The 23,021-nt window shown below is 27.3% G+C and carries 35 protein-coding genes and 1 riboswitch; of the genes, 23 read left to right on the forward strand and 12 right to left on the reverse strand.

What is annotated here, in order from left to right; all coding sequences use genetic code 4:
* The first annotated feature begins 9 nt into the window (after positions 1–9).
* The 3 genes from grpE to AAHM98_RS02980 are packed head-to-tail and all read left to right on the forward strand — an operon-like array spanning position 10 to position 3,607.
* Positions 10–621, forward strand: a complete 612-nt coding sequence (grpE, locus tag AAHM98_RS02970) for a nucleotide exchange factor GrpE (protein ID WP_342276991.1) — start codon at positions 10–12, stop codon at positions 619–621.
* Between the two features lie 14 nt (positions 622–635).
* Positions 636–2,474 (forward strand): molecular chaperone DnaK, encoded by a 1,839-nt coding sequence (gene dnaK / locus AAHM98_RS02975; protein ID WP_342276992.1) that lies wholly within the window; start codon positions 636–638, stop codon positions 2,472–2,474.
* Between the two features lie 20 nt (positions 2,475–2,494).
* Positions 2,495–3,607, forward strand: coding sequence for a DnaJ C-terminal domain-containing protein (locus AAHM98_RS02980; protein WP_342276993.1), 1,113 nt, complete (start codon positions 2,495–2,497; stop codon positions 3,605–3,607).
* 77 nt (positions 3,608–3,684) lie between these two features.
* Here AAHM98_RS02980 and AAHM98_RS02985 read toward each other — a convergent pair whose 3' ends face one another.
* The 9 genes from AAHM98_RS02985 to AAHM98_RS03025 form a co-directional block, all read right to left on the reverse strand.
* Positions 3,685–4,716 carry a hypothetical protein gene (locus AAHM98_RS02985; RefSeq protein WP_342276994.1) on the reverse strand — a complete coding sequence of 344 codons (1,032 nt, stop codon included), beginning with the start codon at positions 4,714–4,716 and terminating at the stop codon, positions 3,685–3,687.
* A 177-nt stretch (positions 4,717–4,893) separates the two neighbouring features.
* Positions 4,894–5,148, reverse strand: coding sequence for a hypothetical protein (locus tag AAHM98_RS02990; protein WP_342276995.1), 255 nt, complete (start codon positions 5,146–5,148; stop codon positions 4,894–4,896).
* On the reverse strand, positions 5,138–5,992 hold the full coding sequence (locus AAHM98_RS02995; protein WP_342276996.1) for a DUF1295 domain-containing protein: 855 nt from the start codon (positions 5,990–5,992) through the stop codon (positions 5,138–5,140). Before AAHM98_RS02995 ends, AAHM98_RS02990 begins: the two co-directional genes overlap by 11 nt.
* Before the next feature lie 138 nt (positions 5,993–6,130).
* Positions 6,131–6,529 (reverse strand): hypothetical protein, encoded by a 399-nt coding sequence (locus tag AAHM98_RS03000; RefSeq protein WP_342276997.1) that lies wholly within the window; start codon positions 6,527–6,529, stop codon positions 6,131–6,133.
* A 103-nt stretch (positions 6,530–6,632) separates the two neighbouring features.
* Positions 6,633–6,818, reverse strand: a riboswitch (cobalamin riboswitch).
* Between the two features lie 148 nt (positions 6,819–6,966).
* Positions 6,967–8,130: a hypothetical protein gene (locus AAHM98_RS03005; protein ID WP_342276998.1), complete on the reverse strand. Its 1,164-nt coding sequence runs from the start codon at positions 8,128–8,130 to the stop codon at positions 6,967–6,969.
* Between the two features lie 484 nt (positions 8,131–8,614).
* Positions 8,615–8,815 carry a hypothetical protein gene (locus AAHM98_RS03010; RefSeq protein ID WP_342276999.1) on the reverse strand — a complete coding sequence of 67 codons (201 nt, stop codon included), beginning with the start codon at positions 8,813–8,815 and terminating at the stop codon, positions 8,615–8,617.
* Between the two features lie 106 nt (positions 8,816–8,921).
* Positions 8,922–9,959, reverse strand: a complete 1,038-nt coding sequence (locus AAHM98_RS03015) for an APC family permease (RefSeq protein WP_342277250.1) — start codon at positions 9,957–9,959, stop codon at positions 8,922–8,924.
* Between the two features lie 104 nt (positions 9,960–10,063).
* Positions 10,064–10,204: a hypothetical protein gene (locus AAHM98_RS03020; protein WP_342277000.1), complete on the reverse strand. Its 141-nt coding sequence runs from the start codon at positions 10,202–10,204 to the stop codon at positions 10,064–10,066.
* Positions 10,180–10,338: a hypothetical protein gene (locus AAHM98_RS03025; protein ID WP_342277001.1), complete on the reverse strand. Its 159-nt coding sequence runs from the start codon at positions 10,336–10,338 to the stop codon at positions 10,180–10,182. Before AAHM98_RS03025 ends, AAHM98_RS03020 begins: the two co-directional genes overlap by 25 nt.
* 561 nt (positions 10,339–10,899) lie before the next feature.
* Between AAHM98_RS03025 and AAHM98_RS03030 the strand changes: the two genes are divergently transcribed.
* A complete protein-coding gene (locus tag AAHM98_RS03030) occupies positions 10,900–11,847 on the forward strand; it encodes a rolling circle replication-associated protein (RefSeq protein ID WP_342277002.1) in 948 nt (315 codons plus the stop codon).
* Positions 11,848–11,927: 80 nt separating this feature from the next.
* Here AAHM98_RS03030 and AAHM98_RS03035 read toward each other — a convergent pair whose 3' ends face one another.
* Entirely contained in the window at positions 11,928–12,098 is a 171-nt protein-coding gene (locus tag AAHM98_RS03035) for a hypothetical protein (RefSeq protein WP_342277003.1), read from the reverse strand.
* 301 nt (positions 12,099–12,399) lie between these two features.
* Here AAHM98_RS03035 and AAHM98_RS03040 point away from each other — a divergent pair, with 301 nt between their 5' ends.
* The 14 genes from AAHM98_RS03040 to AAHM98_RS03105 all read left to right on the forward strand — a co-directional run bounded on the left by AAHM98_RS03040 (position 12,400) and on the right by AAHM98_RS03105 (position 18,482).
* Entirely contained in the window at positions 12,400–12,681 is a 282-nt protein-coding gene (locus AAHM98_RS03040) for a hypothetical protein (protein ID WP_342277004.1), read from the forward strand.
* The gene (locus AAHM98_RS03045; RefSeq protein WP_342277005.1) at positions 12,668–12,862 is read left to right on the forward strand and encodes a hypothetical protein; all 195 of its coding nucleotides are present in this window, start codon (positions 12,668–12,670) and stop codon (positions 12,860–12,862) included. Before AAHM98_RS03040 ends, AAHM98_RS03045 begins: the two co-directional genes overlap by 14 nt.
* Before the next feature lie 103 nt (positions 12,863–12,965).
* A complete protein-coding gene (locus tag AAHM98_RS03050) occupies positions 12,966–13,511 on the forward strand; it encodes a hypothetical protein (protein ID WP_342277006.1) in 546 nt (181 codons plus the stop codon).
* Positions 13,490–13,792: a hypothetical protein gene (locus AAHM98_RS03055; protein WP_342277007.1), complete on the forward strand. Its 303-nt coding sequence runs from the start codon at positions 13,490–13,492 to the stop codon at positions 13,790–13,792. The genes AAHM98_RS03050 and AAHM98_RS03055 overlap by 22 nt, the downstream gene beginning before the upstream one ends.
* Before the next feature lie 12 nt (positions 13,793–13,804).
* The gene (locus AAHM98_RS03060) at positions 13,805–14,038 is read left to right on the forward strand and encodes a hypothetical protein (RefSeq protein WP_342277008.1); all 234 of its coding nucleotides are present in this window, start codon (positions 13,805–13,807) and stop codon (positions 14,036–14,038) included.
* Between the two features lies 1 nt (position 14,039).
* Complete coding sequence (locus AAHM98_RS03065) at positions 14,040–14,246, forward strand: hypothetical protein (protein WP_174480862.1); 207 nt, start codon at positions 14,040–14,042, stop codon at positions 14,244–14,246.
* A 21-nt stretch (positions 14,247–14,267) separates the two neighbouring features.
* Positions 14,268–14,822 (forward strand): hypothetical protein, encoded by a 555-nt coding sequence (locus tag AAHM98_RS03070; protein ID WP_342277009.1) that lies wholly within the window; start codon positions 14,268–14,270, stop codon positions 14,820–14,822.
* Positions 14,823–14,824: 2 nt separating this feature from the next.
* On the forward strand, positions 14,825–15,025 hold the full coding sequence (locus AAHM98_RS03075; RefSeq protein ID WP_342277010.1) for a hypothetical protein: 201 nt from the start codon (positions 14,825–14,827) through the stop codon (positions 15,023–15,025).
* 9 nt (positions 15,026–15,034) lie between these two features.
* Positions 15,035–15,226, forward strand: coding sequence for a hypothetical protein (locus tag AAHM98_RS03080; protein WP_342277011.1), 192 nt, complete (start codon positions 15,035–15,037; stop codon positions 15,224–15,226).
* 2 nt (positions 15,227–15,228) lie between these two features.
* Complete coding sequence (locus AAHM98_RS03085) at positions 15,229–16,287, forward strand: hypothetical protein (protein ID WP_342277012.1); 1,059 nt, start codon at positions 15,229–15,231, stop codon at positions 16,285–16,287.
* A 12-nt stretch (positions 16,288–16,299) separates the two neighbouring features.
* Positions 16,300–16,485: a hypothetical protein gene (locus AAHM98_RS03090; protein WP_342277013.1), complete on the forward strand. Its 186-nt coding sequence runs from the start codon at positions 16,300–16,302 to the stop codon at positions 16,483–16,485.
* Between the two features lie 20 nt (positions 16,486–16,505).
* Positions 16,506–17,204 carry a hypothetical protein gene (locus AAHM98_RS03095; RefSeq protein ID WP_342277014.1) on the forward strand — a complete coding sequence of 233 codons (699 nt, stop codon included), beginning with the start codon at positions 16,506–16,508 and terminating at the stop codon, positions 17,202–17,204.
* A gap of 248 nt (positions 17,205–17,452) precedes the next feature.
* A complete protein-coding gene (locus AAHM98_RS03100) occupies positions 17,453–18,121 on the forward strand; it encodes a hypothetical protein (protein WP_342277015.1) in 669 nt (222 codons plus the stop codon).
* 118 nt (positions 18,122–18,239) lie between these two features.
* On the forward strand, positions 18,240–18,482 hold the full coding sequence (locus AAHM98_RS03105) for a hypothetical protein (protein ID WP_342277016.1): 243 nt from the start codon (positions 18,240–18,242) through the stop codon (positions 18,480–18,482).
* A 135-nt stretch (positions 18,483–18,617) separates the two neighbouring features.
* Here AAHM98_RS03105 and AAHM98_RS03110 read toward each other — a convergent pair whose 3' ends face one another.
* Complete coding sequence (locus AAHM98_RS03110) at positions 18,618–18,839, reverse strand: hypothetical protein (RefSeq protein ID WP_342277017.1); 222 nt, start codon at positions 18,837–18,839, stop codon at positions 18,618–18,620.
* Positions 18,820–19,284 carry a Panacea domain-containing protein gene (locus AAHM98_RS03115; RefSeq protein ID WP_342277018.1) on the reverse strand — a complete coding sequence of 155 codons (465 nt, stop codon included), beginning with the start codon at positions 19,282–19,284 and terminating at the stop codon, positions 18,820–18,822. Before AAHM98_RS03115 ends, AAHM98_RS03110 begins: the two co-directional genes overlap by 20 nt.
* A 222-nt stretch (positions 19,285–19,506) precedes the next feature.
* Between AAHM98_RS03115 and AAHM98_RS03120 the strand changes: the two genes are divergently transcribed.
* From AAHM98_RS03120 to mraZ, 5 genes are all read left to right on the forward strand, one after another.
* Positions 19,507–21,447: a hypothetical protein gene (locus AAHM98_RS03120; protein ID WP_342277019.1), complete on the forward strand. Its 1,941-nt coding sequence runs from the start codon at positions 19,507–19,509 to the stop codon at positions 21,445–21,447.
* Between the two features lie 170 nt (positions 21,448–21,617).
* Entirely contained in the window at positions 21,618–21,761 is a 144-nt protein-coding gene (locus AAHM98_RS03125; protein ID WP_342277020.1) for a hypothetical protein, read from the forward strand.
* The gene (locus AAHM98_RS03130) at positions 21,719–22,288 is read left to right on the forward strand and encodes a hypothetical protein (RefSeq protein WP_342277021.1); all 570 of its coding nucleotides are present in this window, start codon (positions 21,719–21,721) and stop codon (positions 22,286–22,288) included. The genes AAHM98_RS03125 and AAHM98_RS03130 overlap by 43 nt, the downstream gene beginning before the upstream one ends.
* On the forward strand, positions 22,260–22,412 hold the full coding sequence (locus tag AAHM98_RS03135) for a hypothetical protein (RefSeq protein ID WP_342277022.1): 153 nt from the start codon (positions 22,260–22,262) through the stop codon (positions 22,410–22,412). Before AAHM98_RS03130 ends, AAHM98_RS03135 begins: the two co-directional genes overlap by 29 nt.
* 143 nt (positions 22,413–22,555) lie before the next feature.
* Positions 22,556–23,020, forward strand: a complete 465-nt coding sequence (gene mraZ / locus AAHM98_RS03140) for a division/cell wall cluster transcriptional repressor MraZ (protein WP_342277023.1) — start codon at positions 22,556–22,558, stop codon at positions 23,018–23,020.
* The last annotated feature ends 1 nt before the right edge of the window (position 23,021 follow it).

Below are 23,021 nucleotides of genomic sequence, written 5' to 3' on the forward strand. Positions count from 1 at the left end.
GAAGATAAAATGTCATCAAAAGATAAAAACCCCAATCTTGATCAACAAGTGACCGAAACGCCAATCATGGCCGAAGAAAGTACGCCTGAAGTTTCATTAAGTGATAGAATCAACTTTGAAACAACGATTAAAGATTTACAAGACCAAATTACCAAAATCAAAGCTAATGAAAAACAATTAATGTTAGCAACCAAACTAAACACCATTAATGAACTAGAAATTCAAAATAAAGAGCATACTAAATATGCTAACCAAAAAATCATTAAAAATTTAGTTCATGCATTATTAAATTTCCAACGTGCACTGAACTTTAAAACCGAAAATAAAGAAGTCCAAAATTTCTTAGTAGGATTCAAATTTATCTATGATGAACTAATCGCCTCATTAGAACATGAAGGGCTAAAAGAAATTACAGCACAAGTTGGTGAAGAATTTAACTCTCATAAACATGATGCTGTCGAAATTATTAAAGATGATGGTACTAACACTTTCAAAAATACTAAAAATAATACTATCATTGAAGTAATTGCTAAAGGTTATGAATTACACAACCGTGTTATTAGCACAATTAAGGTTAAAGTATTTCAAACTGAAACTAAAGATGCAATTAAGAAAAATTAAAGGAGAGATAAAACATGGCAACAACTAAAACTAATAAAGAAATTATTCTAGGAATCGACTTAGGAACAACTAACTCATGTGTGGCAGTAATGGAAGGTGCTAAACCAAAAGTTATTGAAAACGCTGAAGGTGCAAGAACTACACCATCAGTTGTCGCATATAAAGATGGACAAATCATGGTAGGAGACGTTGCGAAACGTCAAGCAATTACTGACCCTGACAACACAGTATCATCAGTAAAAAGAATTATGGGAACCAAACAAACAGTTAAATCTGCTGGTAAAACCCGAAAACCAGAAGAAGTATCTGCTGAAGTATTACGTGCGATTAAAGTTTTTGCTGAAGCAAAATTAGGTAAAAAAATTAGTAAAGCAGTTATTACTGTTCCTGCTTATTTCAACAACGAAGAACGTGAAGCAACGAAAAATGCTGGAACGATTGCGGGACTAGAAGTTGTTCGTATTATTAATGAACCAACTGCTGCTGCTATTGCTTATGGTTTAGATAAACAAGATAAAGAACACAAAATCTTAGTATTTGACTTAGGTGGTGGAACATTTGACGTTTCGATTCTGGATTTAGATAACGGAACTTTCGAAGTATTATCAACTAGTGGTGATAAAGAACTTGGGGGAGATGACTTTGATGACTTAATCGTAAAACATTTAGTAAAAAATTTCAAAGTATCATCAGGTGTGGACTTATCAAAAGACAAAATGGCAATGCAACGTTTAAAAGATGCTGCTGAAAAAGCAAAAAAAGATTTATCAGGTGTCATGCAAACTAATATCTCATTACCTTTTATTTCAATGAATGCTTCAGGACCATTACACTTAGATGAAAAATTAACTCGTGCGCAATTTAACGAATTAACAGCTGTTCTAGTTAAAAGAACGATTGCTCCAGTTCGTGATGCTTTAAAAGAAGCTAAACTAACAAAAGCTGATATTGATGAAGTAATTTTAGTTGGTGGTTCAACAAGAATTCCTGCTGTGCAAGATGTTATTAAAGCAGAAATTGGGAAAGAACCAAACCGTACTGTTAACCCTGACGAAGTGGTAGCTCTAGGTGCTGCTATTCAAGGTGGTGTGTTATCAGGTGATGTAACTGATGTGTTATTATTAGATGTTACACCTTTATCATTGGGCATTGAAACTTTAGGAGGAGTAATGACACCATTAATTCCTCGTAATACGACTGTTCCTACCCAAAAATCACAAGTATTCTCAACTGCTGAAGATAATCAACCTGCTGTTGACATTAGTGTGTTACAAGGTGAACGCCCACTAGCTAAAGATAACCATTCATTAGGTCGTTTCCAATTAAGTGGAATTGATGCAGCGCCAAGAGGTGTTCCACAAATTGAAGTTACTTTTGAAATTGATGTTAATGGAATTGTTTCAGTTAGTGCCAAAGATTTAAAATCTAATAAAGAACAAAAAATTACGATTTCAAATAGTGGAACATTAAGCAAAGATGAAATCGAAAAAATGGTTAAAGATGCCGAGAAGAATCACGAAGCTGACTTAAAACATAAAGAAGAAATTGAATTAACTAACCAAGCGCAAGCTTACATCTATGACATTGACAAAATGACAGAGGAAGCTACTAAATCCCAAAAAGATGGTGAATCTTCAAACCCACAATTAGCAGAATTGAAAAAACTACGTGATGATTTACAAAAATCATTAGATGATAAAAAATATGATGAACTAAAAGAAAAATTAGAACAATTAAAACAAGCATTTGCTGCAGCACAACAATTCATGAATCAACAAGGTCAAGATGGGAATCCTGAAATTCATGAAGATAATAAAAACGACACCATTGATGTTGAAGCAACACAAAAATAAATTAACGATTGGAGAATAGTATGGCAAGTAAAACTAAACGTGATTATTATGAAGTTCTTGATGTTGCTCGTAGTGCTTCACCTGAGCAAATTAAAAAAGCGTTTCGTGCGCTTGCAAAAGAGCATCATCCTGATGCTCCAGGTGGTGGAAACGAAGCACGCTTTAAAGAAATAAGCGAAGCATACCAAACTTTATCAGACCCCCAAAAACGTACTGCTTACGATCAATTTGGTCATGATGCTCCAGGTGGTGGAACTTCTGGATTTAATGATTTTGGTGATTTTGGTTCTGCCTTTGGTGATTTATTCGGTGACTTGTTTGGTGGTGGACGACGAACACAACAACGTTACAATGGTAAAACTGCTGGTGACAATATTTTAACGAAAGTAGAAATTAATTTTCGTGATGTTTTCTTTGGTAAAAAGATGACCATTAGCATTAACATTGATGTCGCTTGTGATGATTGTAAACAAACAGGTGCGAAAACTCCTCATGATGTTGTTACTTGTGATAAATGTAAAGGTCAGGGTACTATCCAATATGTTCAACAAACCCCTTTAGGAATGTTTCGTCAACAAGGCGTATGTAACAGTTGTCAAGGTCTTGGTCAAATCATTCGTCAAAAATGTACTAAATGTAAAGGACACCGTTACTATATTGAAAACCAAAAATTAGAATTTGATATTCCCCGTAGTATTGTTGATGGTCAACAAATTAGAATTAAAGGGAAAGGCAAAATTGGGCATAATGGTGGTGCGCAAGGTGATTTATTTATTGGTATTAATATTAAACGTCATCCGTTTTTAGACCGCCAAGGTAGTGATATGTATCTAAAATTACCAGTATCATACTTAGATATTATTTTAGGAAATATTATTATGATACCTACGTTTGAAGGTTTAATTAAAGAAAAATTACCTTTAGGATTACAATATGGTGATAAGATTACGTTAAAAGGGAAAGGTTTCTTTTACCCAAATAGTACTAGACGTGGTGATTTACATATTATTCTTGATGTTCAGTTTCCTATGAAATGTAGTAAGTCAGAACAAGAAAAATTATGAAGTGTTAATAATGAAACTAAGTTCGACCCTAATGAAGACTTTGCTAATAGCGCTATTAAAAGAATTTAATCAAATCAAAGAGAAAAGGAAGTTGCAATTGCAACTTCCTTTTTTATATTTAAATATTTAAGGTTAAAGTTTCTTTTTTAAATAGTTATGAGGATAACTTTGTTATAAACGGAACATAGTGATCGGTGTCAGTCACTATCATAATGAGATGCAACTAGGCATTCTTCTGAATTTATGCGTTCAGTGTCTAATGATTCATTATCTGGTGCATCATTACTTGAAGATGTTTGAAGAAATGAAGCTTTATTATTAGTGTCAAAATCATTTTCACGGTTGTTAATTGCCTCGATGTCACCATTTAATAATGGTTCCCTATTTTCGGTACTATTTTTAACTCAAGCTTTAATTAATTGTATTGCATTGTTTAGTAACACTGCCCCACTAACTATTCCAATCCCAGCAATTGTAACATCAAAAGCTGTTTTGACATTATTTATATTCTTATCATTTTGATGTTCATTTAACCAAAGTTGAGACATATTAATAACACCATCAAGTGCTAAATTTACCCCAATAATTGATAGTATATTAGTCAATATATTAGATGCTTTATTATATATTTGCTTTCACTTAGGAAGTTGTTGTTGGTCATTATTATTTTTATTATAACATAAATTGGCAATTGCTAAAGTACTGTTTAGCGTTCCAATAATAGCTGCAGGGATAAAACGCCCCCATACATCTTTTAATTTTGGATTAAGTGGTAGTGGATTAAGTTCGATTACTGCAATATCTAATAATAAAGGTTGTACAAGATTTATTGCCCTTAGTATGTTATTAAGAGTTTTATTTTGATATTCAAGATTATACATCATTACTCGTGCTAATGATGTAACTGCACCAAGAACTCCATCAGTGATAAAGCATACAGCAGCAGGTACTGCTGATTCAAAAACCTTATTGCTATACAATAATAAACCATTACCTATTGCCGCCGTTGCACTTTCAGTAAAAAATATTACATTGGTCAAAGCTTCTAACTTATCATATATTGTAGTACTATTTGTTTGTTGTGTTTGTGTCGTTACAATTTCATTGTTGGAAGTATCCTTTTCCTCACTATCATCATTTAATGGTAGTCTGTCTTCTGTTTTTGCTGAATTTGGCATAATATTTAATTATCTCTTTTCTTTTAGTTTCAAAATAAAAACTCATTTACTTTAAAAAATAAAGTAAATGAGTTAAAAACTGTATTTAGTTTTTCAATTATATTATACATACATCTAATTAATTTTACATGATATATCATGTTCTAAAAAAGAGTTAAAGAGATTGGTTAGTTAAGTTTAATATTTTGTTTCTGAATCTAGATTTTGAGACAGAGGATTTTTTGATCCTCAATAAATAACAGCATCAGCAGCTTGTAGGGCACCAAAGATTTTTCTTGTTTGATCGATAGCAACAACTTGAAAACCTTCAGGTTCAACTGCATTAACAAAATCTAAAACATTTTTGCATTTGGTATTTCATAGTTTGATTTTCCTTTGATTTTTATATCTATTAATTGTAACATAGCAGGTGTTAATTAATTTAAACAACAATTAATTTACTAACTTTGTTAATGGGACCTTTTTTCCCAATATAAAATAAGACACAACTAGTAGTTTTTAAATATTCTTGATATTTCATATTATCATGTAATTTCTGTCATTGGTTAATTTCTAATAAGGGAACACCACTAACTTTAATTAGTAAAATATTAATATACATTGGGCTTAATAATCATAATAAATGGATTAAATAATCTAAATTTTTGTTGTTAAGATTTTTGATAAATAAATCGCACAGCAATAAACCTGTCATCATATATCAAAATCCAATCTCACCTAAATAATTAGGATGGCGACAATCTTTTCATAAACCATAGTTAATGAAAAAATCAATTTTTCTTTTCTTCTTATAAAAACGAAATTTTTGTCAGTCAGCAATGGTTTCAATTAATAAAAATAAAACAGCTAATGCAATAAAAATAATTGAATAATAACTAAAGTTACTATTAAAATAATTCGCATCAATGCTTAAAGCAAAAATCGTAGGAATGCTAATCAAAAATACTGATAATCCTTGTAAAACTCAAAACATTCCGAATTTTCAAAACCTATTACGCATTTTATCAAAGCGATGGTCAATTTTAGTAGTAATAATTCGCATTAGTAAATAACTACCAAGTCGTAATGCCCATAAATTATAAAGAATAAATAAACAAATTTGAACAGGACTAAAGTTTTGTTTTCATGTAACAATTACAACGCTTAAAATAATAAAACTTAAACAGTAAGTAATATCAGTCAAAATATCAGTTTTAAAAATAAACGCTAGTATAAAGAATGTTAAGTTAATACCTAATGATATCAATAATACCCATAAAATAATATAAAAATCCACAATCAATAACGCTCCTAACAATAACTAATGTTTAATACTTTTAATTATACAACTAATAATAAAAACGTTTAAAACAAATAATTATCTAATAAAAAAACTATTGTTAGAGAAATCTTATTACTTTAAGTAGTAAGATTTTTAATTATCAATCAATTGTTCTTTAGTAACTATTGGTTTTGGTTGTAAGATAACAAGTTGATTATCAATAAGGAAATAATGTTGTAAATGACTAGTTCATATGGCCATAACTGGTTTGTATAAAAAGACGCTAAACATAAAATTACCAACCCCATGCACTGCATCGAATGGTAATCCAGCGATTCAATAAAAATAAAAACTAGCCTTTCCAAACATTAATAAATGTAAGAAAGAATCCAATGTTCCAAAACAAAATCCCCATAAACTAGTAATAATGATAAAAGTTCATCAATATTTTTTAATAATACCACGAAACATGCAAATAATTAATACTAAGATTGGTCATGCACTAAAATATAACATAACTTCTAATAGTCCAAAAATAAGAGGAATGCTCATTGCCATATATAAAGGAAACACTAGTGCTGCAAATGCTAATAAAAACGTCACTACTTCAATATTAAATGAAAAATGATAACTATTAGCGACACTCGCGCATTAGTTTTAAGATATTAATTAGATAGGTCTACTGGCTTATCTTCACTTTACTCGTTATCCTTCTCAAAGTATTTCAGATCCTTCAATGGTTATATAACTTTCATTAGCATTACAGTTGCTGGGGCAGCTTAAGAATTTTACTTAATTCCCTTTTACAAACATATTGTTCATCTACTTAATAATTTTATTTAGTTGCTATTTAATTATAAATGATTTTTTATTAATGTATAAAATAATTTATTACTATATAATAAAACTTTTATGTTTATATTTTATAAATATGGCATGTTTTCTAATAGCAGCAACTACTTTATTAGAAAATTTAAAATTAATTCCAGTTAATGCTGGTTTACTATTATTGGTATTAATTGCAAATACAATTTGATCATTAATATTTTGTAATAATTTTTTTTAAACGATACTTTATTTTCTATTTTTTTATCAAAAGTAATTTTTCAAACTTCTGATTGATGTCCTAAATAAGTATGATCTCCAATTCCAAACTCCCAAATTAATCAAGTAGCTGTAGCATAAATATTACCTTTTTTGTCTGATTTTAAAGCAACAACTCTAGTAAGACCAGGTAGTGGCCCACTTTGTTGACTTATAGGAGCGTTAACTGTATCATTGTTAGGGATTTTAAAAATATAGTGTAAGCGGGCAGCAAAAATATCATTAGTTTTTTCATCAATAGTTAACGCAGTAATTGCTCCACCACCGTTACCATACCTTATAATTTTAAATTTGTTTTCACTAACTTTGCACTTATAAATATCACATCATTCACTACTAGCGTAGATATTACCTTTACTATCAGTTGTTAAACTATAAATTTGATGACCGTTTTTACCACGATTTCTACCATCAATTGTTCCTGGTATTATCGTAAAATTGCTTTCATTTGCTAAGCAATGATAAATATTGCCATCACTACCAGCAAGATAAATATTATCATTGTTATCAGTAACTATTTTATTAATTTGCCCGTTAATTTCACTGATTAATTTAAAATTAAGATTAAGTTTTATTTTTTGCGTTTTATCTTTTCAAACTTGATCTCCTTCATTAGCAGTAATGACAACATAAAATTCGCCAGCTCTTTGGTTATGATTAGTAATTTCATTATTGATTGAATCAAAGTATTGAATTTGATAACCAGGTGCTAGTGGTTTGTTACTAAATTCAGAAGCTTTAATAACTTTTTCATTTAAAGCAAAATATTTTTCATTTTTTGATATGGATATTGGTGCTGGTAGTGTTAGATGACTAATAGTTTTTAAGTTAATTCTTTTCTCAGTTATAAAATTAACTTTAACTTCACCTTGGTATTTGGGAATCTTGCCAATAATAGTAGCATTGGTAGCGGTAATATTTGTAATCAACAAATGATCTGGATATAGATCAAATTTAGGATTTTTATTAAAAAAAATCATTCTTATAATAAATTTATTTGGTGTTTCTTTACCAAAAGAATTAATAATGCCAAGATTATATTCTGTCATTCTTGCTTGTAATTTGCTTTCACTTTTTGTTGATTCATCATTTTTAATGATCGTGTTTTCAATATCACGTGAGATACTAAAAGTAAAAGTAAATATTTGTTTAGTGTTTTTATCTTCAATAGTAGCATTGGTAGCAGCAATATTAATAATTTGATAGTTTTCAATATTAAGTTCTGGATTTTTTTCAAAATAGCAGCTTTAAGCATTATTTCATTAGGTGCTAATTCATCAAATACTCTAATTTCATTAAGGTTAGTATTTATGTTTGTTATAAATTCATTGTTTGTCTTTTTATCATTTGTAATAATATTAAAGATAATATCGATTTGGTTAGATGGGTCATCACTGAAAATTATGGTTGCTGTAGTTTTTTTGATATTAACAACTTGAAAAATTTCGGACTTTAGTTCTGGATTTTGATCTAAAATAATATCTTTAATGACATGATTAATTGGTTTAGAGTTTTGTTCTCTTTTAATTTCGCCTAAATCAGTTTTTTTAATGTCATTTTTTTCTTTCTTGATTTATTTTCATTTTCATCATTATTATTTTCTGATGGTATTTCTTTTGTTATTTCATCAGAACTAACAGCAGTTGTGGTTGTAATTATTGCTGTACTTATTAGAGAATTTAATCTTGATTTTAAGTTAATTTTATTATTAAGTTTTTTGTTCTTTTTTATCATAATAACACCATCCAATTATAACTTATTTTTTACCTTTAAAATAATGTTAATAACATTAGTATAATAATCACGCTTAACTTAATAATTTGTAATTTACCCCATATTTTTATTGTTCTAAAGTTTGTATTTTTAAAGTTTCTTGCTTTTGTTTTTTAATTATCATGCGTTTTTTAATAAATTCTTTAATGTAATAAATAGGAAACCCTGCTGCTAATACTCCACAAACAATGAAGCATTTATATAAGATTCATCAATCATGACTGTCGCGAGCAAAGACATACATAGAAATAATCGCGCCAATTAAACATAAAATATTACCAATAATAGTTGATAAAAATAAAAGTCAATATCAAAAATTATTAAACATACGTTTATATGTTGGGTCTTGATAACGTAATTTTAATGCTACACTAAAAGCAATAAATTGTAAAACAGTTGTGGCAATAATGAAATAAGTAACAACACTATACAATTGGTCTCATAATACATAAACTGATGATAACAATATCAATAAAATAATGGCTAAATAAGGTGAGTTAGTACTACTACTAGTTTTGCTAAAGATATTAAATAAATCATGCTCCTCAGCTAACTTATGAACCATCCGTGAATGGTAAAGTAAGAAGGCATTTAGCGAACCTAAGAAAATAACAATTGATAAAATATTAAACGCTAAAGCAAAACCATGAGGAATTGTGTTACTACTTAAAATAGCCTCATTCCATAAATTGTTTGAGAAAGCATTTAAATTGTTACTAATATTAATGGTTATAATCGCAACAGCTAAAATTACATAAACACCTACTACTACTAAAATAGCAATAATTTTAGCACGAATAATATTTTTGCGTGGTTCTTTAATTTCACCTGCTACATACGTAACAGCTTCAATTCCCGAATAGGCAAACATGGTCATCGCCATGGTTGGTAACAACATATAAGAAGTTAAAAATAATTGATGTAAATTTTTAGTAACTTCTGGTTTTTCAAAATTAGCAAGGCTACCATAAACAATAGCTAATATCATTACCAATAAAATGGGAATGAATTTTAAAATTGTAAAGATAGTTTGTGAAATTCCTACTATTTTTTTGTATAAATATGAGTTAAAGCCATTGCTATTAAAACACCAATTCCGATTAATTTTACAAGTCTTGGATTAGTAATTTCTGTTAGACTAGCAATTAAATTACCAAATGCAATCGTAGCGCTAGCAATCGCAGTTGCTGCTGCTAATAATACTAAGATTTAACCAAATCAAAAAGCTGTTGCTTGAAATTTAGCCTTTTTTAATCATGTATAAGCAGTTCCATTTTTAGGATAACTACTAGTTGTTTCGGCAAATAATAGTAGTCCGGGAATGATTAGAGTATATCACCAATAATTCATGCTAATAACATTAAAATGGGATTATATTGGGCTTGGTATGCTACTTGGCCAAAGGCGATTAAGATTGATGAACCTAAAGTAGCACTAATGGCCATCATAGTTATGGTTAATAAACCATATTTTCTTGTTAACATTGAACGTTGTTTCTCCTTTAAAATTTTAAAATAATAATACTTAGTAATATTAGACTCAAAACCTAAATAAAGCAATAGTTTAGATGCATGATAATTCTGAATAAGTGAAGTTTTGGTGAATCATAAATCAGTGTTAAAAATAAGATAATAAAGTAAAAGGATTGATTATTATGAATTCTCTAAAGTTTTAATAACTATAATTTGTTATTAAACATCTCAAAATAGCTGATATTTATAATATCAGCTATTCTATTTTTTTGCAAATTAGTTTCTTTTTTAGTCAGAATAAAGTTTTAGTTAAAAACACTCAAAACTTTATTTACTCTTAATAAAAAATCTATTAAGTAACACAATTCAATTAAGTAACACAATTCACCGTAAGATAATTTAATTAAGTAACACAATTCAATTGAGTAACACAATTCACCGTAAGATAATTTATTAAGTAACACAATTCACCGTAAGATAATTTATTAATTATTTTGTTTTTTGTGCTATGATTATTTTGTTAATAAAATATATAAAAATAAAATCTTATGATTGTCTGCGAGTGTTTTATATATGGAAGAAAATTTTTATATTAAAAAAATATATTATGGTTCTTATGTAAAAAATATAATTTTACCTATGAGTGCTATATTAAATAATAAACGTAATGACATTGGTATTAAAAATTTAGGTATTAATAATAAGAAGTTACGTAATAATGCAATTCGTACTAAAACAAAGTTAATACATAAAGCATTTCATAATTTTTATAATTCAAAAGTTTTAAGTTTTGTTACTTTAACTTATGCTGATAACATGCAAGATATTAATAAAGCAAAACATGATATTGCTATATTCTTTAAACGCTTAAAGCGTTGATGAAATGACCCTAAACGTTCTAAATATTTAGGTGAATTAAAATATATGTATGTTTATGAGTATCAAAAGCGTGGAGCAGTACATTTTCATATAGTTTTTAATCGTAAAATACCTTATAGTATGATATTTCAGTGATGACCATATTCTCAAAAATCGGGTATTAAATTAATTGTTGTTAAAAAAGGTACTAATGAAAATATAGTTAAGTATTTAAGTAAATATGTAGTAAAAGTTCAAAATGATATAAAATCTCAAAATCAATATGATTTAGGTATTTGTGCTTATGCTTTTTCTCATAATTGTTCTAATCCAAAAGTAGTTAAAGGTCAAAAAATAATGTTATATCAACGTTTAATTGATGCTTCTGTTAATGCTTTACATACACAATTTTTTAAAAAGAAAATTGATAATTTAGGTCGTACTATGCTTTTTGGTGGTAGTTTTGATAGTACTGTTTTTGGCGATAATTTTAAAGATTATGATGAATATGTTTCAATTGATAGTATTCGTTTTAGAAATGTGGTTAAGCAATTTGAACCATGGATATTTGAAAGAGAAAAAATGTTAAATTTTTTAGATAAAGTTTTTGGTAATAAAGTTGAAAAAATGTTTGTTGAAAATAAAAAAAGAATTTTACATTAATTTTATATTTTTTTATTGATGTAATTTATATATAATTAATGTAAAATTTAAAAAAGTTACCTTAATTGGTAACTTCATGTTTATAATTTACTTTGATATTTTTTAATAATATCCTTAATTTTTATTGTTTGTTTTTCTATTTCTTCACTATTCTGTCCTACAACTATTGCACTATTTGGTATTTGTGATTTTAATAAAAAAAGTTTTTTAAATTCTTCTTCTAATTCAACTATTAATTCATTTATTAACATAATATTCGCCCCCTTTCTTTAATTAAAATATAACATAGATAATATTATAAAAAAAGTTATCTAAGTATTTTTTAATTAATTTATAAATTTTTTTTATTTTTTTAGATAAACCACTTGTATGTATGTATGTATATATATATAATGGTTAATGTAAACTATGTTTTAAATTTCTCGCAGAATTTATAATTATAGTTTACATTTTTTATTTTTTTTGTTAAACTTATTATAAGTAAGAATTTTACCCTGTCTTACTTAATTCAAACTATAATAAAATATAGTTTTCTGCGAGGAGTTAAGTTTTATGCAAAGTTTTTTATGTCAATTGACAAAAATTCGAACTAATGAAGTAATTAAAGATGAAAAAAGTGGTAAGTCCAAAAATTATGATGTACTTAATTTTTCGCCGTTTTATGTTACTACTGATAAAGGTATTAAAATATCAACTGGTGAAAAATCTAAGGATAAATGAGTTTTACATGATAGTGAATTATTTACTAAACTTGCTAAAATGAATTTAAGTCTTGGTTCTTATTATGATGTTGAAATAACATGAGAAGCAAAAATTATGTATGTCAAAAATTAATAATTGTACTTGTGAACAACCTTTTCATTTAGCAATGTATATGTGTAAACTTTGTGACCAAGTTATTTGTCCTAAGAAAGTTTTACAAAATTTATATACTAAACAATATTATTGTCCAAATTGTATTTTAAGTATTGCTTTGGTTAAACAAAAAGGACAATTACAACAAAGAGAAAATTAAAAAAATTAAATAAGGGGCATATATATACTTTTTAGTGTATTTTTGCCCCTTACTCTAATTAGTATAAATATGCTCCTTATTAATAAAGTAAGGAGTTTTATTTATGCCTAATGAATTAGAACAAACTAGTAATTATACTTTAACTAAAATATTAAGAACGGGATTAAGTCCATTAAGTGCTATGGTTGGAGTTAGTGCTTATTATGGTCAATATTTAAAAGACCCAATATTAGGCAGTATTAATTCTTTATTATTTAGTAAGAAATTAGGAATTGATATATGGAATATTAATCAAAGACCAACTACTAGAAATAAAGTTATTAATAGTTATAAAAAAATATTTTTGGGTTTAGGTACAATTGGTTTAATAAATTATGCTAAATTTGTTCAATATGTAGATAAGTCTGTGTCTTTAATAAAAGATGAACCGTGTTTTTGACCACCTTGTCCTACTGAACCACCAAGACCTACGTATCCACCATTTACAACTGTTAAACCAATAATTGATGTGCCTTTTGTAGATTGAGATACTTATATATCTTTAAATAGTTTTGGTATAGCGAATGTTGTTAGTGGTTTAAGTGAATTAATTCCTAATCGTTTTGAGAGTATAAGAAAGATTTTTATATGGCAACTGGTGGGGGTTTAATTAGTAGTGGTGTAGCAATGGGTATTAATAATGCTTATGCTATTCCTACTATTATTGCCGGAACAAGTGAAATAATTAATACTTTATTGTTACCATTGGGAAGTACTCATAATAATACTGAGTTACAAGAAGTGCTTACTGATGAAAGAATAGGGTTAATTAATTCTAGTGTTAATGATTATCAAAGTACTAATGATAGTATTAGTAATTATAGTTTTGATGGAAGTGAACTTAATATTAATGCAAGGTTAGAATTTGATGACAGTTATTATAGATTATAGGAGATGTTTAAAATGGATATGAAAGAGATAGTTAAATATTTAGTATATATGGGTGGTTTTGGTCTTATTCTTTGATTTTCTCGTAATTGAATACGTGAAGGTATTCAAAAATTGAAACATAAAAAACATGTAAAGGAGAATGATAGTGACCCTGATTGTTCATATTGTCGTAAAGATTTTGAAAAGAAAAAACGTAGATTGGAAATGGAAAAACAACAAAAAGAATTAGAGAAAGGGGGTGATTAATATGCCAGCAGGATTAAGTGCCTTATTAACCATGATAGGTGGTGTTGGACAACAATTATTAAATGCTTTTACTTATATTTTTGGTTGAGTATTTACAACTGGTGATGGCGGAACACTTACAAATTGACCAGTGCTAATTTCAATTGTATTTATGGTATTAGTGTTTATTAAACAATTTGTGGGTCATATTATTCATGGAACTCATTAGTAATTAGAAAGGATTTAAGTAATGGTAAAGTTATTTTTTAGTTTAGTTTTTGTTTTACCTTTGTTAGGTAAACTTTTACCGACTGTTAATACATTAGTGCAAACTATTTATATGCAGTATCTAAGTTCCTTTACTGGTTTACATACTGTGACACTTTTTATTAAGTCGTTCTTTTATGATAGTTTGTATACTTTGCCTTTGCCAATTCTTGCTTTAATAAATGTTAGTTTTGTTTTTTATTTAATTTTATGATTATTTAGATTTACAAGACATTTAGGAAGTGCAATTATGTTTATACCTTTTATTACAACAGTAATGAAATTATTTAGTCAAATATTTATGAAGTTTTTTAGTTTTCCTATTGGTGACTTAGGTTTTAATTTAGGTACATTAATGGTATTTTTAATTTTGCTTAAATTTGCATTTAGGGTTATTTTACCTGAATTAATGTTACCAACATTAGGATTAGGTTATGGTGTTAAGAAAATTGGTAAGGCTTCTGTTTGAGTTGGTAAAGCAATTGCTAAGGGTCATAAGCAAACACAAGATGTTAGTGGAATTAATATAGGTGATTAGTTATGTCTGATTTTGTTGTTAGTATTTTGCATTTTATTTTTATATTTTCTAATAAAGATATTTCTATGTTTTTAAATCAAACGGTTGATGTTAATAATGAAGTTTATATTTTGTTTAATTTTACTTTTTGACTTGTGTTAGGAGTATTTTTTAATTTTATTTATCGTAGTATTAAATTTGTTTTTAGGTCGTTATTTGGGTAGGTGGTATTTATGAGTGTTTGAGATATTTACAATCAAATACATCAATGTATAGTTGATTATTGAACTATGTTTTTGGGTAGTCCGGTTGATAACTTTACTGCTATTTTATGAGATTTAGTAGTTTATGGTACACAGTTTTTTATTGGATTTGTTTTATTTTATGGTTCATGGTGAATTTTAAAGTGTTTATTTGGTAAATAATTATGTGATTTAAGTTTGCTAAATTATTTTTAATTGTAAATACTTCTGTACAAGCACCAACTTCTTTGATTGTTTCAAATGACCCTAATATTGTTAATTATGATATTACAAAAGAAATGGTTAAGCATGTTAAATATCATAGTTTTGATGATTGAGCAACAATTCCATGAAATTCTGCTTATTTTGATGTTGACCAACCGGATTTAAAATTAGTTTCTGGTGATTTTGTTAGTAATGGTGAAGGTAATTATTGATGTGCTTATTATAGTGATACTACCGGTGTTGCATCACAAAATATAAGTATGGGTACTGGTGTTTATGAATTTAATACAAGTCAATTAGATGATATTTCACGTATTATGTTTAATCATAATTTTGTTTCTAATGGTTCTAATAATCATATTCAATTTTTTAATACTGGTAATCAACTTGTTAATTTTCAAACACAGTTAAATTTTGAAATTGATAAACCATTAAGTTTTTATATTCAAGGTTTTATGTTTTATTTTCAATACCAAGATTTTAAAACTTTTACAGCTAATTTTACTTTTAGTTTTTTAGATAATATTGGTAATACTAGGTATGTTTTTAAAGGTAAAGTGGATAATAATGTATATAGTCAAGATTTATATAATTTTGTTACTTTGCCTATTCGTGTTCCTAATTTAAGACATTTAACAGTATTTTTTGATATTCATGGTGAAACAATTAGACAAGGTTATTCTCCACGGTTAAATTTTGGTCAAATTAATATTTTTTCAATTGAAAATATAACACCAGTACCACCGATTAGTCCTTTTAACCCTGAGTATGAACGAGTTAGTTGATATGATGTTTTTGGTCAGTTACGTAATGCTTTTAGATGATTATTATTTGGTGTTGTTGGTAAACTTTTACCAGTAGAACCATTAAGAGAATTTTTTGCTAAGATTGACGGTTTATTGAGACATATTTTTGATGATACTATTAGTTCAGTTTTAAATGTTGATTTTACTAGTGGTTTAGAACAAGTATTAACTTTATGAGTATTTTTAAAAGCAGTAGGGTTTTTAATTGGTTAGGAGTGAAATATAATGCCTTGGTATGGATATTTAATTTTAGGAATTTTGTTAGTTATAATTCTTTATCCGTTTTTAATAACTAGAAAAAATATAAAGATATTGCAACGTGTAGGTAGTTATATTATTTCAGCGCCACCACGTACTGGTAAGTCAGCACTTGCTTGTTGTTTAGCACAAAGACATAAAGGTAGGGTATAGTTAGTCCTATTCCTATTAAAGTGCGTAATGAGTTTAGTTATCGTTGTTCTTATGATGATGTTTTTAAATTTAATCAATTAAATACTAATTATGCTTTTAATGAGAATGATATGGTTGTTTTAGATGAATTAGGTTTAAAGATTAATAGTAATGATTTAGCACCGGAATTTAAAGAAACACAGGAAAGTTTAGGTATGTTTTGTAAATTAATAGGTCATAATTTTAATGAAATTATGTATATGATTGAACAACACCCCTATAGAATACCGAAACAAGCACGTGAAAAAGTAGAGTATATAGTTCAAGTTAAAAGAATGCGTATTTTATTATTTTTAGTTAAGTTTAAACTTAATATTTATACTAATGTTGATGATTATAATAAAATTGTTTTATCTAAAAGACAAACTAAGAAAATAATTAAAAAGGGTGGTTTTCCACCAAGTTATAGTGGTGAGACTATGACTTTTAGTTTGTGATTTCCTAGGTCTTATTTACAAAAATATAATAGTCGTGCTTTGCATTATATTCATGATTTAAAGAGTGAATTAAGTAGTGTTAAGGATTATGAACAGTCACAAGGTTTAGATTTTACTGTTGATGATATTAAAGCAGTTGGTTTAGATAAGTTAGATAATATTTTACAAGATGAAAAAAAAGATGTTGTTAAGGTTCGTGGTAAACGTAGTTATGATAAAAATAAAAAGTTTGCTAAGAAGTAAAACGTATATTAAGGTCAGTGCTAACCAGAACCTTGGTTGGTTGGCTAGGGCGTTTACGCCATTTGTCTCACTTTTCAAAAGTGAGTGGGGTGTAAGGTGCGTAGCACCGAAGGGGCAAAGCCCCTATAACTTGTATAAAAAGTTAAAATTATTACTGAAAAACACAGAAATCATAGAAAAAGATTTGCTTTGGAATTTAATTTATATCAAGTCTATTATTAAGAAAAATTTTGGAAAAGAAAAAGCTAATGATAATATTAGGAAGTGCGACTATTAGCATAATCACTGTTATAACTATTATAGGAGTATTAGTTATTACTTTTGATAATGATAATAATCGCAGTTTACACAATCGAGATTATTATGTCAGTATGTTAAATGGTAATTATGTAAAAATTACACATGATAAACAATATTATAGTTTTGTTGAACATTATGAAGAAGAAATCAAAAAACCTGCTAGTGAGCAATCTAAACAAGTTTTTGATAATTTGTACTCTAAAGATGACGCCACTACAGGATGAAACAATTATTCTTCTTTGAAACATGATTTAACAGCCACAGACTTAAGTAAAGAAGTTACTCTTGATTTAGATTGAACTGATTTATTTAAACAAGTGCACTTAAATGATGAAACAATTAAACAAGGAGAAAACAAACTATTCCACTTTTATAATATTATTGCTAATCTTTATGGAAAAGGTAATATTCTTAAACTATTGCAATACGCAAAAATGGATAATAGTGCAACTGGATTATTTGGTTATATACAACCTGGTTTTGATCAAAAACGCTTAGTTATTCAACAATATATGGGTCTAGGGTCCATATTTGCTGATCAAAAAATTATAATAATGGAGCTGGCGCCACTGATGATCTTATTTCAACTGTTGTTCACGAATATGGTCATGCTGTAAGTAGGTTTCTGAATTTTGATATACTCAGACAAGATTTCAATACTGTATTATTTCCTTTTAAACCTTATAAACTCTATAATAAAGGATTACAAAAAAAATCAATGACTGTACTGATTTCTTGTGTGACTATTTAAACGATGAAGCTCAAGTTGGTAATGATTCAATAAAACGAAAATTTTTTCCATTAATTGTTGTTCGTAGCAATTATGGACGTTCTTTTTGATTAAAGGGTAGTGGTAGAAAAGATGATTTTTTTGCTGAAGCATTTGATCAATGATTAGATACACCTAAGAATGACCGTACTTGAAATTGACAATTATTAAATGATTTTTTCACTAAAAAATTACCCAGTTATTTTTAGTAACCCTAAATTGTAATACCAGTGTCACTCTTTCTATTTTTTTTACACAAACTAATTATAATTCATGAAATTAGTTTAAATTTAGGTGAAATTATATCATACTATATTCCTTATTGTATTAAATCCTCCCCAAATTTAATTACTTGTTAATTTTAATACTCCATATGCTCTCATTCCATTATTATTACTAAATTGTTTTATAGTCATACTTGAATAAAAAATAATAATTTTTTGAAATACTTTTTTATAATGTATAGCATCTAAATCTTTTGAAATTAAAGTAAATTTAAAATTAAATAGTAGATTTTCGTTTTCCCATTTATTTAAAGGCGGAGTATTAGTTAATTTCTGGGACATCTTGTTCAAATCATTTTTTAATTAATTTATTATTAATTTCAGTACCATCAGGAGTTTTTAATCAAGGATCTGTGTCATGAGAAGCATTAACTAATCTTATTGTAGAAAATTGACTTAAATGATTTAATATTTTATTAAATATTTTTTTATCATAATTAGGAGTTTCATATTCTTTAAATCGTTTAATATCTATTTCATTATTTCCACAATCTTTTACAAAATGATAAATTTCTTTATTAACTGGTCCATATGGTCAAGCTTCAAAATTAATATTTACTATTTCTTCTTTTTTTTCTTTTCAATAATAACCATATAAGAAAAATAATATTTTTTGTAATCTTAAATTACTAATATTTTCTTTCATTTCTTTTGGTATATTTTCATTATTTTGTTCTTTATCATAAAATTTTATAATTTCTTTACATAATCCTTTAATTTGTTCCATTTTAATCACATCCAGAATCAATAATTTTAGTAAAATCTATCTACCTTAATAAGCCTAACATACTTTTAAATGGTGTACCAGATATTATAAAAAAGAAATAACATCCAGTATAGGTAAAAAAAATAAATTGAAAAAATTATTCAATCCCCTAATTCTAAACTAGTAGCAAAGCAAAAAATAATAGGATATAATATATTAAAATCTATATCATCGGAGTACTTTATGAAAAGAAAATTTAATTTATTTTTTGCAACTAGTCTATTAATAAGTTCTAGCCTTAGTGCCTTGGCTTTTGTTATTAATCCTAATGAAATTAAAAATCAAACTATTTACCCTACTAGTGGTAACATTGATAATCAAATTGCTGTTAAATATGCTAATGAAACATCAATTGTTGGTAAATCATTGTTAATTGGTCAAAATCAAGATTTTAATACTAATGACCTTTTAAATAATATGTATGGTCAAAACCAAAGCAATGATATTAATAATTTAACAGGTACTAATTCTGGTAATGATTTTATTAAAAATTGAACAACCAATTTAGATGGTAACAGTATTAACACAATCCAACCATTGTTCCAACGTCATGGTAATAACCAAGATAGTATTAATAAAATCACAAAAAATATTAGTAGTTACCAAAAATATGTTACTTATTTACCGATGGTTAAAAGTTATTTAAATAATAGTTTTTTATCGCAAGATAGTACTGTTAATTTAGTAGGTACTGCTTTAAAACTTGTTAAAGGACTAATCCCTGATATTGATAATTATTTATCTTACAGTACTTATTTACCGATGGCAACAAGTGCTGTTAAAGAATTGTTAAGTGACTGAGATCAACCACAGGATTTTAGTGGTGATAATTTATTAGCAAAAATGAAAGATTATATGTCAAAAAATGGTACGTATGCTCAAGCATGACAAAAACTTAATGATTTTGATAATTGACATTATGTTGAAACAAGAGCTGGTGAATGAAACTGAACACAGTTTTATGAATACATAGCTGGTGTTAATTTTAATTATATTTTTAAATTAATTTCAGGAAAATATATTGGTGATATGATAGCTGATAATATTACAACTACACTTGGTGTACCATCAGGTTTTAATAGTGATGGTTTTCTTAAGACATTTACTGATGCTATTAGTAAAATCGTTACTACACCTGCTGCATTACCATATTTAATTAAAACAATAGTTCCGGTTCTAAAAGAAAAAGTATTAAAAATGGAAAATCCTACTTTAGGCATTAATAGTGTTACTTGAAATGATGGTAATGCTAATAAAGCTGTTGCTATAAAAACAGTATTACTTGAATTACAACATTTATTATCACCAGCAGGTCACGATGAGTTAATCTCATTAATATCTGATTTATTAGGTGGACCATTTGGTGAGGATATTGTGATTAAACCTACAGGTTGACCAGTAACTTCTTATTGAACTTTACCTGAAATTTTTTCTAAATTTTCATTTATTATTAGTATTCATGACATTGCAACTAAAATTGCTGATAGTTTATCTTCTATTTTAAAATCAATTCCCATTGATGATTATATTAATAAAATTCTTGATTTTACTAATAAATATTTAACAACTAACCCTGTCATTGATTTGCAAGATTTATCTAAATATTTAGATTTAACAGTTGGTAAAACAGAATTTACTTCTGCCCTTATTGATATAGAAGATATCATTGATAATCCCAGTAGTAGTACTCATAGTATAAAAGAAGTGTTAGCAATATTGGGTGTCCAGTTTAATGGTGAAACTACTTTTAAAGTTGGTAGTGTTTTTGATAGTTTAAGCGCATGACTTAATACACCAAACAGTAGTATTAATCAATTACTAGGGATTATCCAAGGTGATAAAGACCATCCAGGAATTATTGATAATGTGATTACAGAACAAGAAACATTATATCAAGATAAATATACTAAATATTTTGATATGAGTAATACTACTTATTTTATTGTTAGTGATGTGAAAATGAATAAATATGAAGATGATGATGGAATAACTAGTGCTGTATTAAGTTATCAATTGTTAAACAAATTAAATGGTAATTGTTATCAAATTTCTTTTACTAATAATGACTTTATTAATACTAAAGATTTTAAATTAACTTTATTTCATCAAATTGAAAAATGTTAAAAAATATAGTTTTATCGTATTGTATTTTACTATTATTAGTTTTATAATCAATCTAAACACATAATAAAATATTTGCTTAATTTATTTTTTAAGCCTGTTTGGTAAACTATACTAAATAGGTTTTTTGTGTTTAAAGTTAACTTAATTAAAAGAGAAAGAAGATAATAAAAATGCCATGTTTTACTAATAATCAACCACCATTAACAAGTAATTCTATTAATAATAATGATGATGAGCTTCAACCATTATTAATTTCTCAGAATCCACCAAATTGAAAACCAAATTTATATGAAACTATGGCAGTGCTGCATTAGCATTTGTCGGAGCATGCGGTGCTGGTGCAACTACTATTCTTTTACATAATAATCGTAAAGTATCACAGACATGAAATTTAATAAATGCCCTTTGTCGAGGTATATTTGGTCCAATTTTTGAATTGTCTAAACCATCATTTCTTCATAAAGTATTATCAGAAATTTGAAAAATAGTATGCAACGGTTCATATGTTATTACAACATTAGATGTTAATAAGTTACACACTATATTCAGCGATAATTCTAATTATGATATAGATGAGTTTCCAAACTTAGCAGCTTTAATAATCTTTGTATCTTCTGCTGTAGCAGGAATTTTAAGTGGTGTTGTTGGTCTTACTAAGGTATTATGTACAACTGATGGTTCAACAGCAAATAAAGGTTTAGAAAATATTCAAAAACCATTGGATTCTGTTTGTCCTGCTGCTGTTGGTGGTGCTGGACTTTTATTTGATATACCAGGTCTTTGCTTCACCTGTACTAGCTCCAAGTACGTGTATGGTTGATGGTGCTGTAGGAGTAATTAATTTTGTTTTAAATCAAATTGGTAAAAAAGAAACATTTTCTAAATTTGATTTAGAAGAAATAAATGGTGGTACTAACCCTGATAATTTATCACAACAGGTTACTACTCCACACTTAAAAATGTAAAATAGTACTAAAATCTCCATCCTTTCATTTCTTTAAGTAGTAAGTATCTTATGATACTTACTACTTTTTACTATACCTATTTACTATCATAATCTTCCCTTTTATCCTTATTTATTGCAATTATTTCATAAAGATGAGATAATATGGGTAATAGTGGGAAAGTGTGGGTGATGTTAATGCTACTAGGCCAAGCCATATCAACTATTGATGAAAAAAAACGGATGATAATTCCAGCCAAATTTAGGGGTTACTTTCATGAAAATGAAACAGTTGTTGTTTCCAAAGGTTTCGAAGGATGTCTCGTTATTCGAAACGAACCTGAATTCATTAAATGACAAAACAAAATCCTAAATCAATCAGAAGGACAGAAAGAAGCACGAATTCTAGCGCGACAAGTATTTGCCAACTCAGAAGAACTAAAACTAGATGGTAAAGGTCGCATTAATATTCCCCACTCATTATTGGTATTAGCTGATATTAAACAAAAAGTAATTATGATTGGACTGTCCAACAAAATTGAAATTTGATCAGAAACTAACTGAAATCGCTTTAACCAAGATACCAACGATAAATTTGAGTTAGCAGCAGCTACTCTAGATGAGATTTAAC

Origin of the sequence: Spiroplasma endosymbiont of Nebria brevicollis (genome assembly GCF_964030895.1) — a bacterium.
Taxonomy (GTDB): domain Bacteria; phylum Bacillota_I; class Bacilli_A; order Mycoplasmatales; family VBWQ01; genus Spiroplasma_E.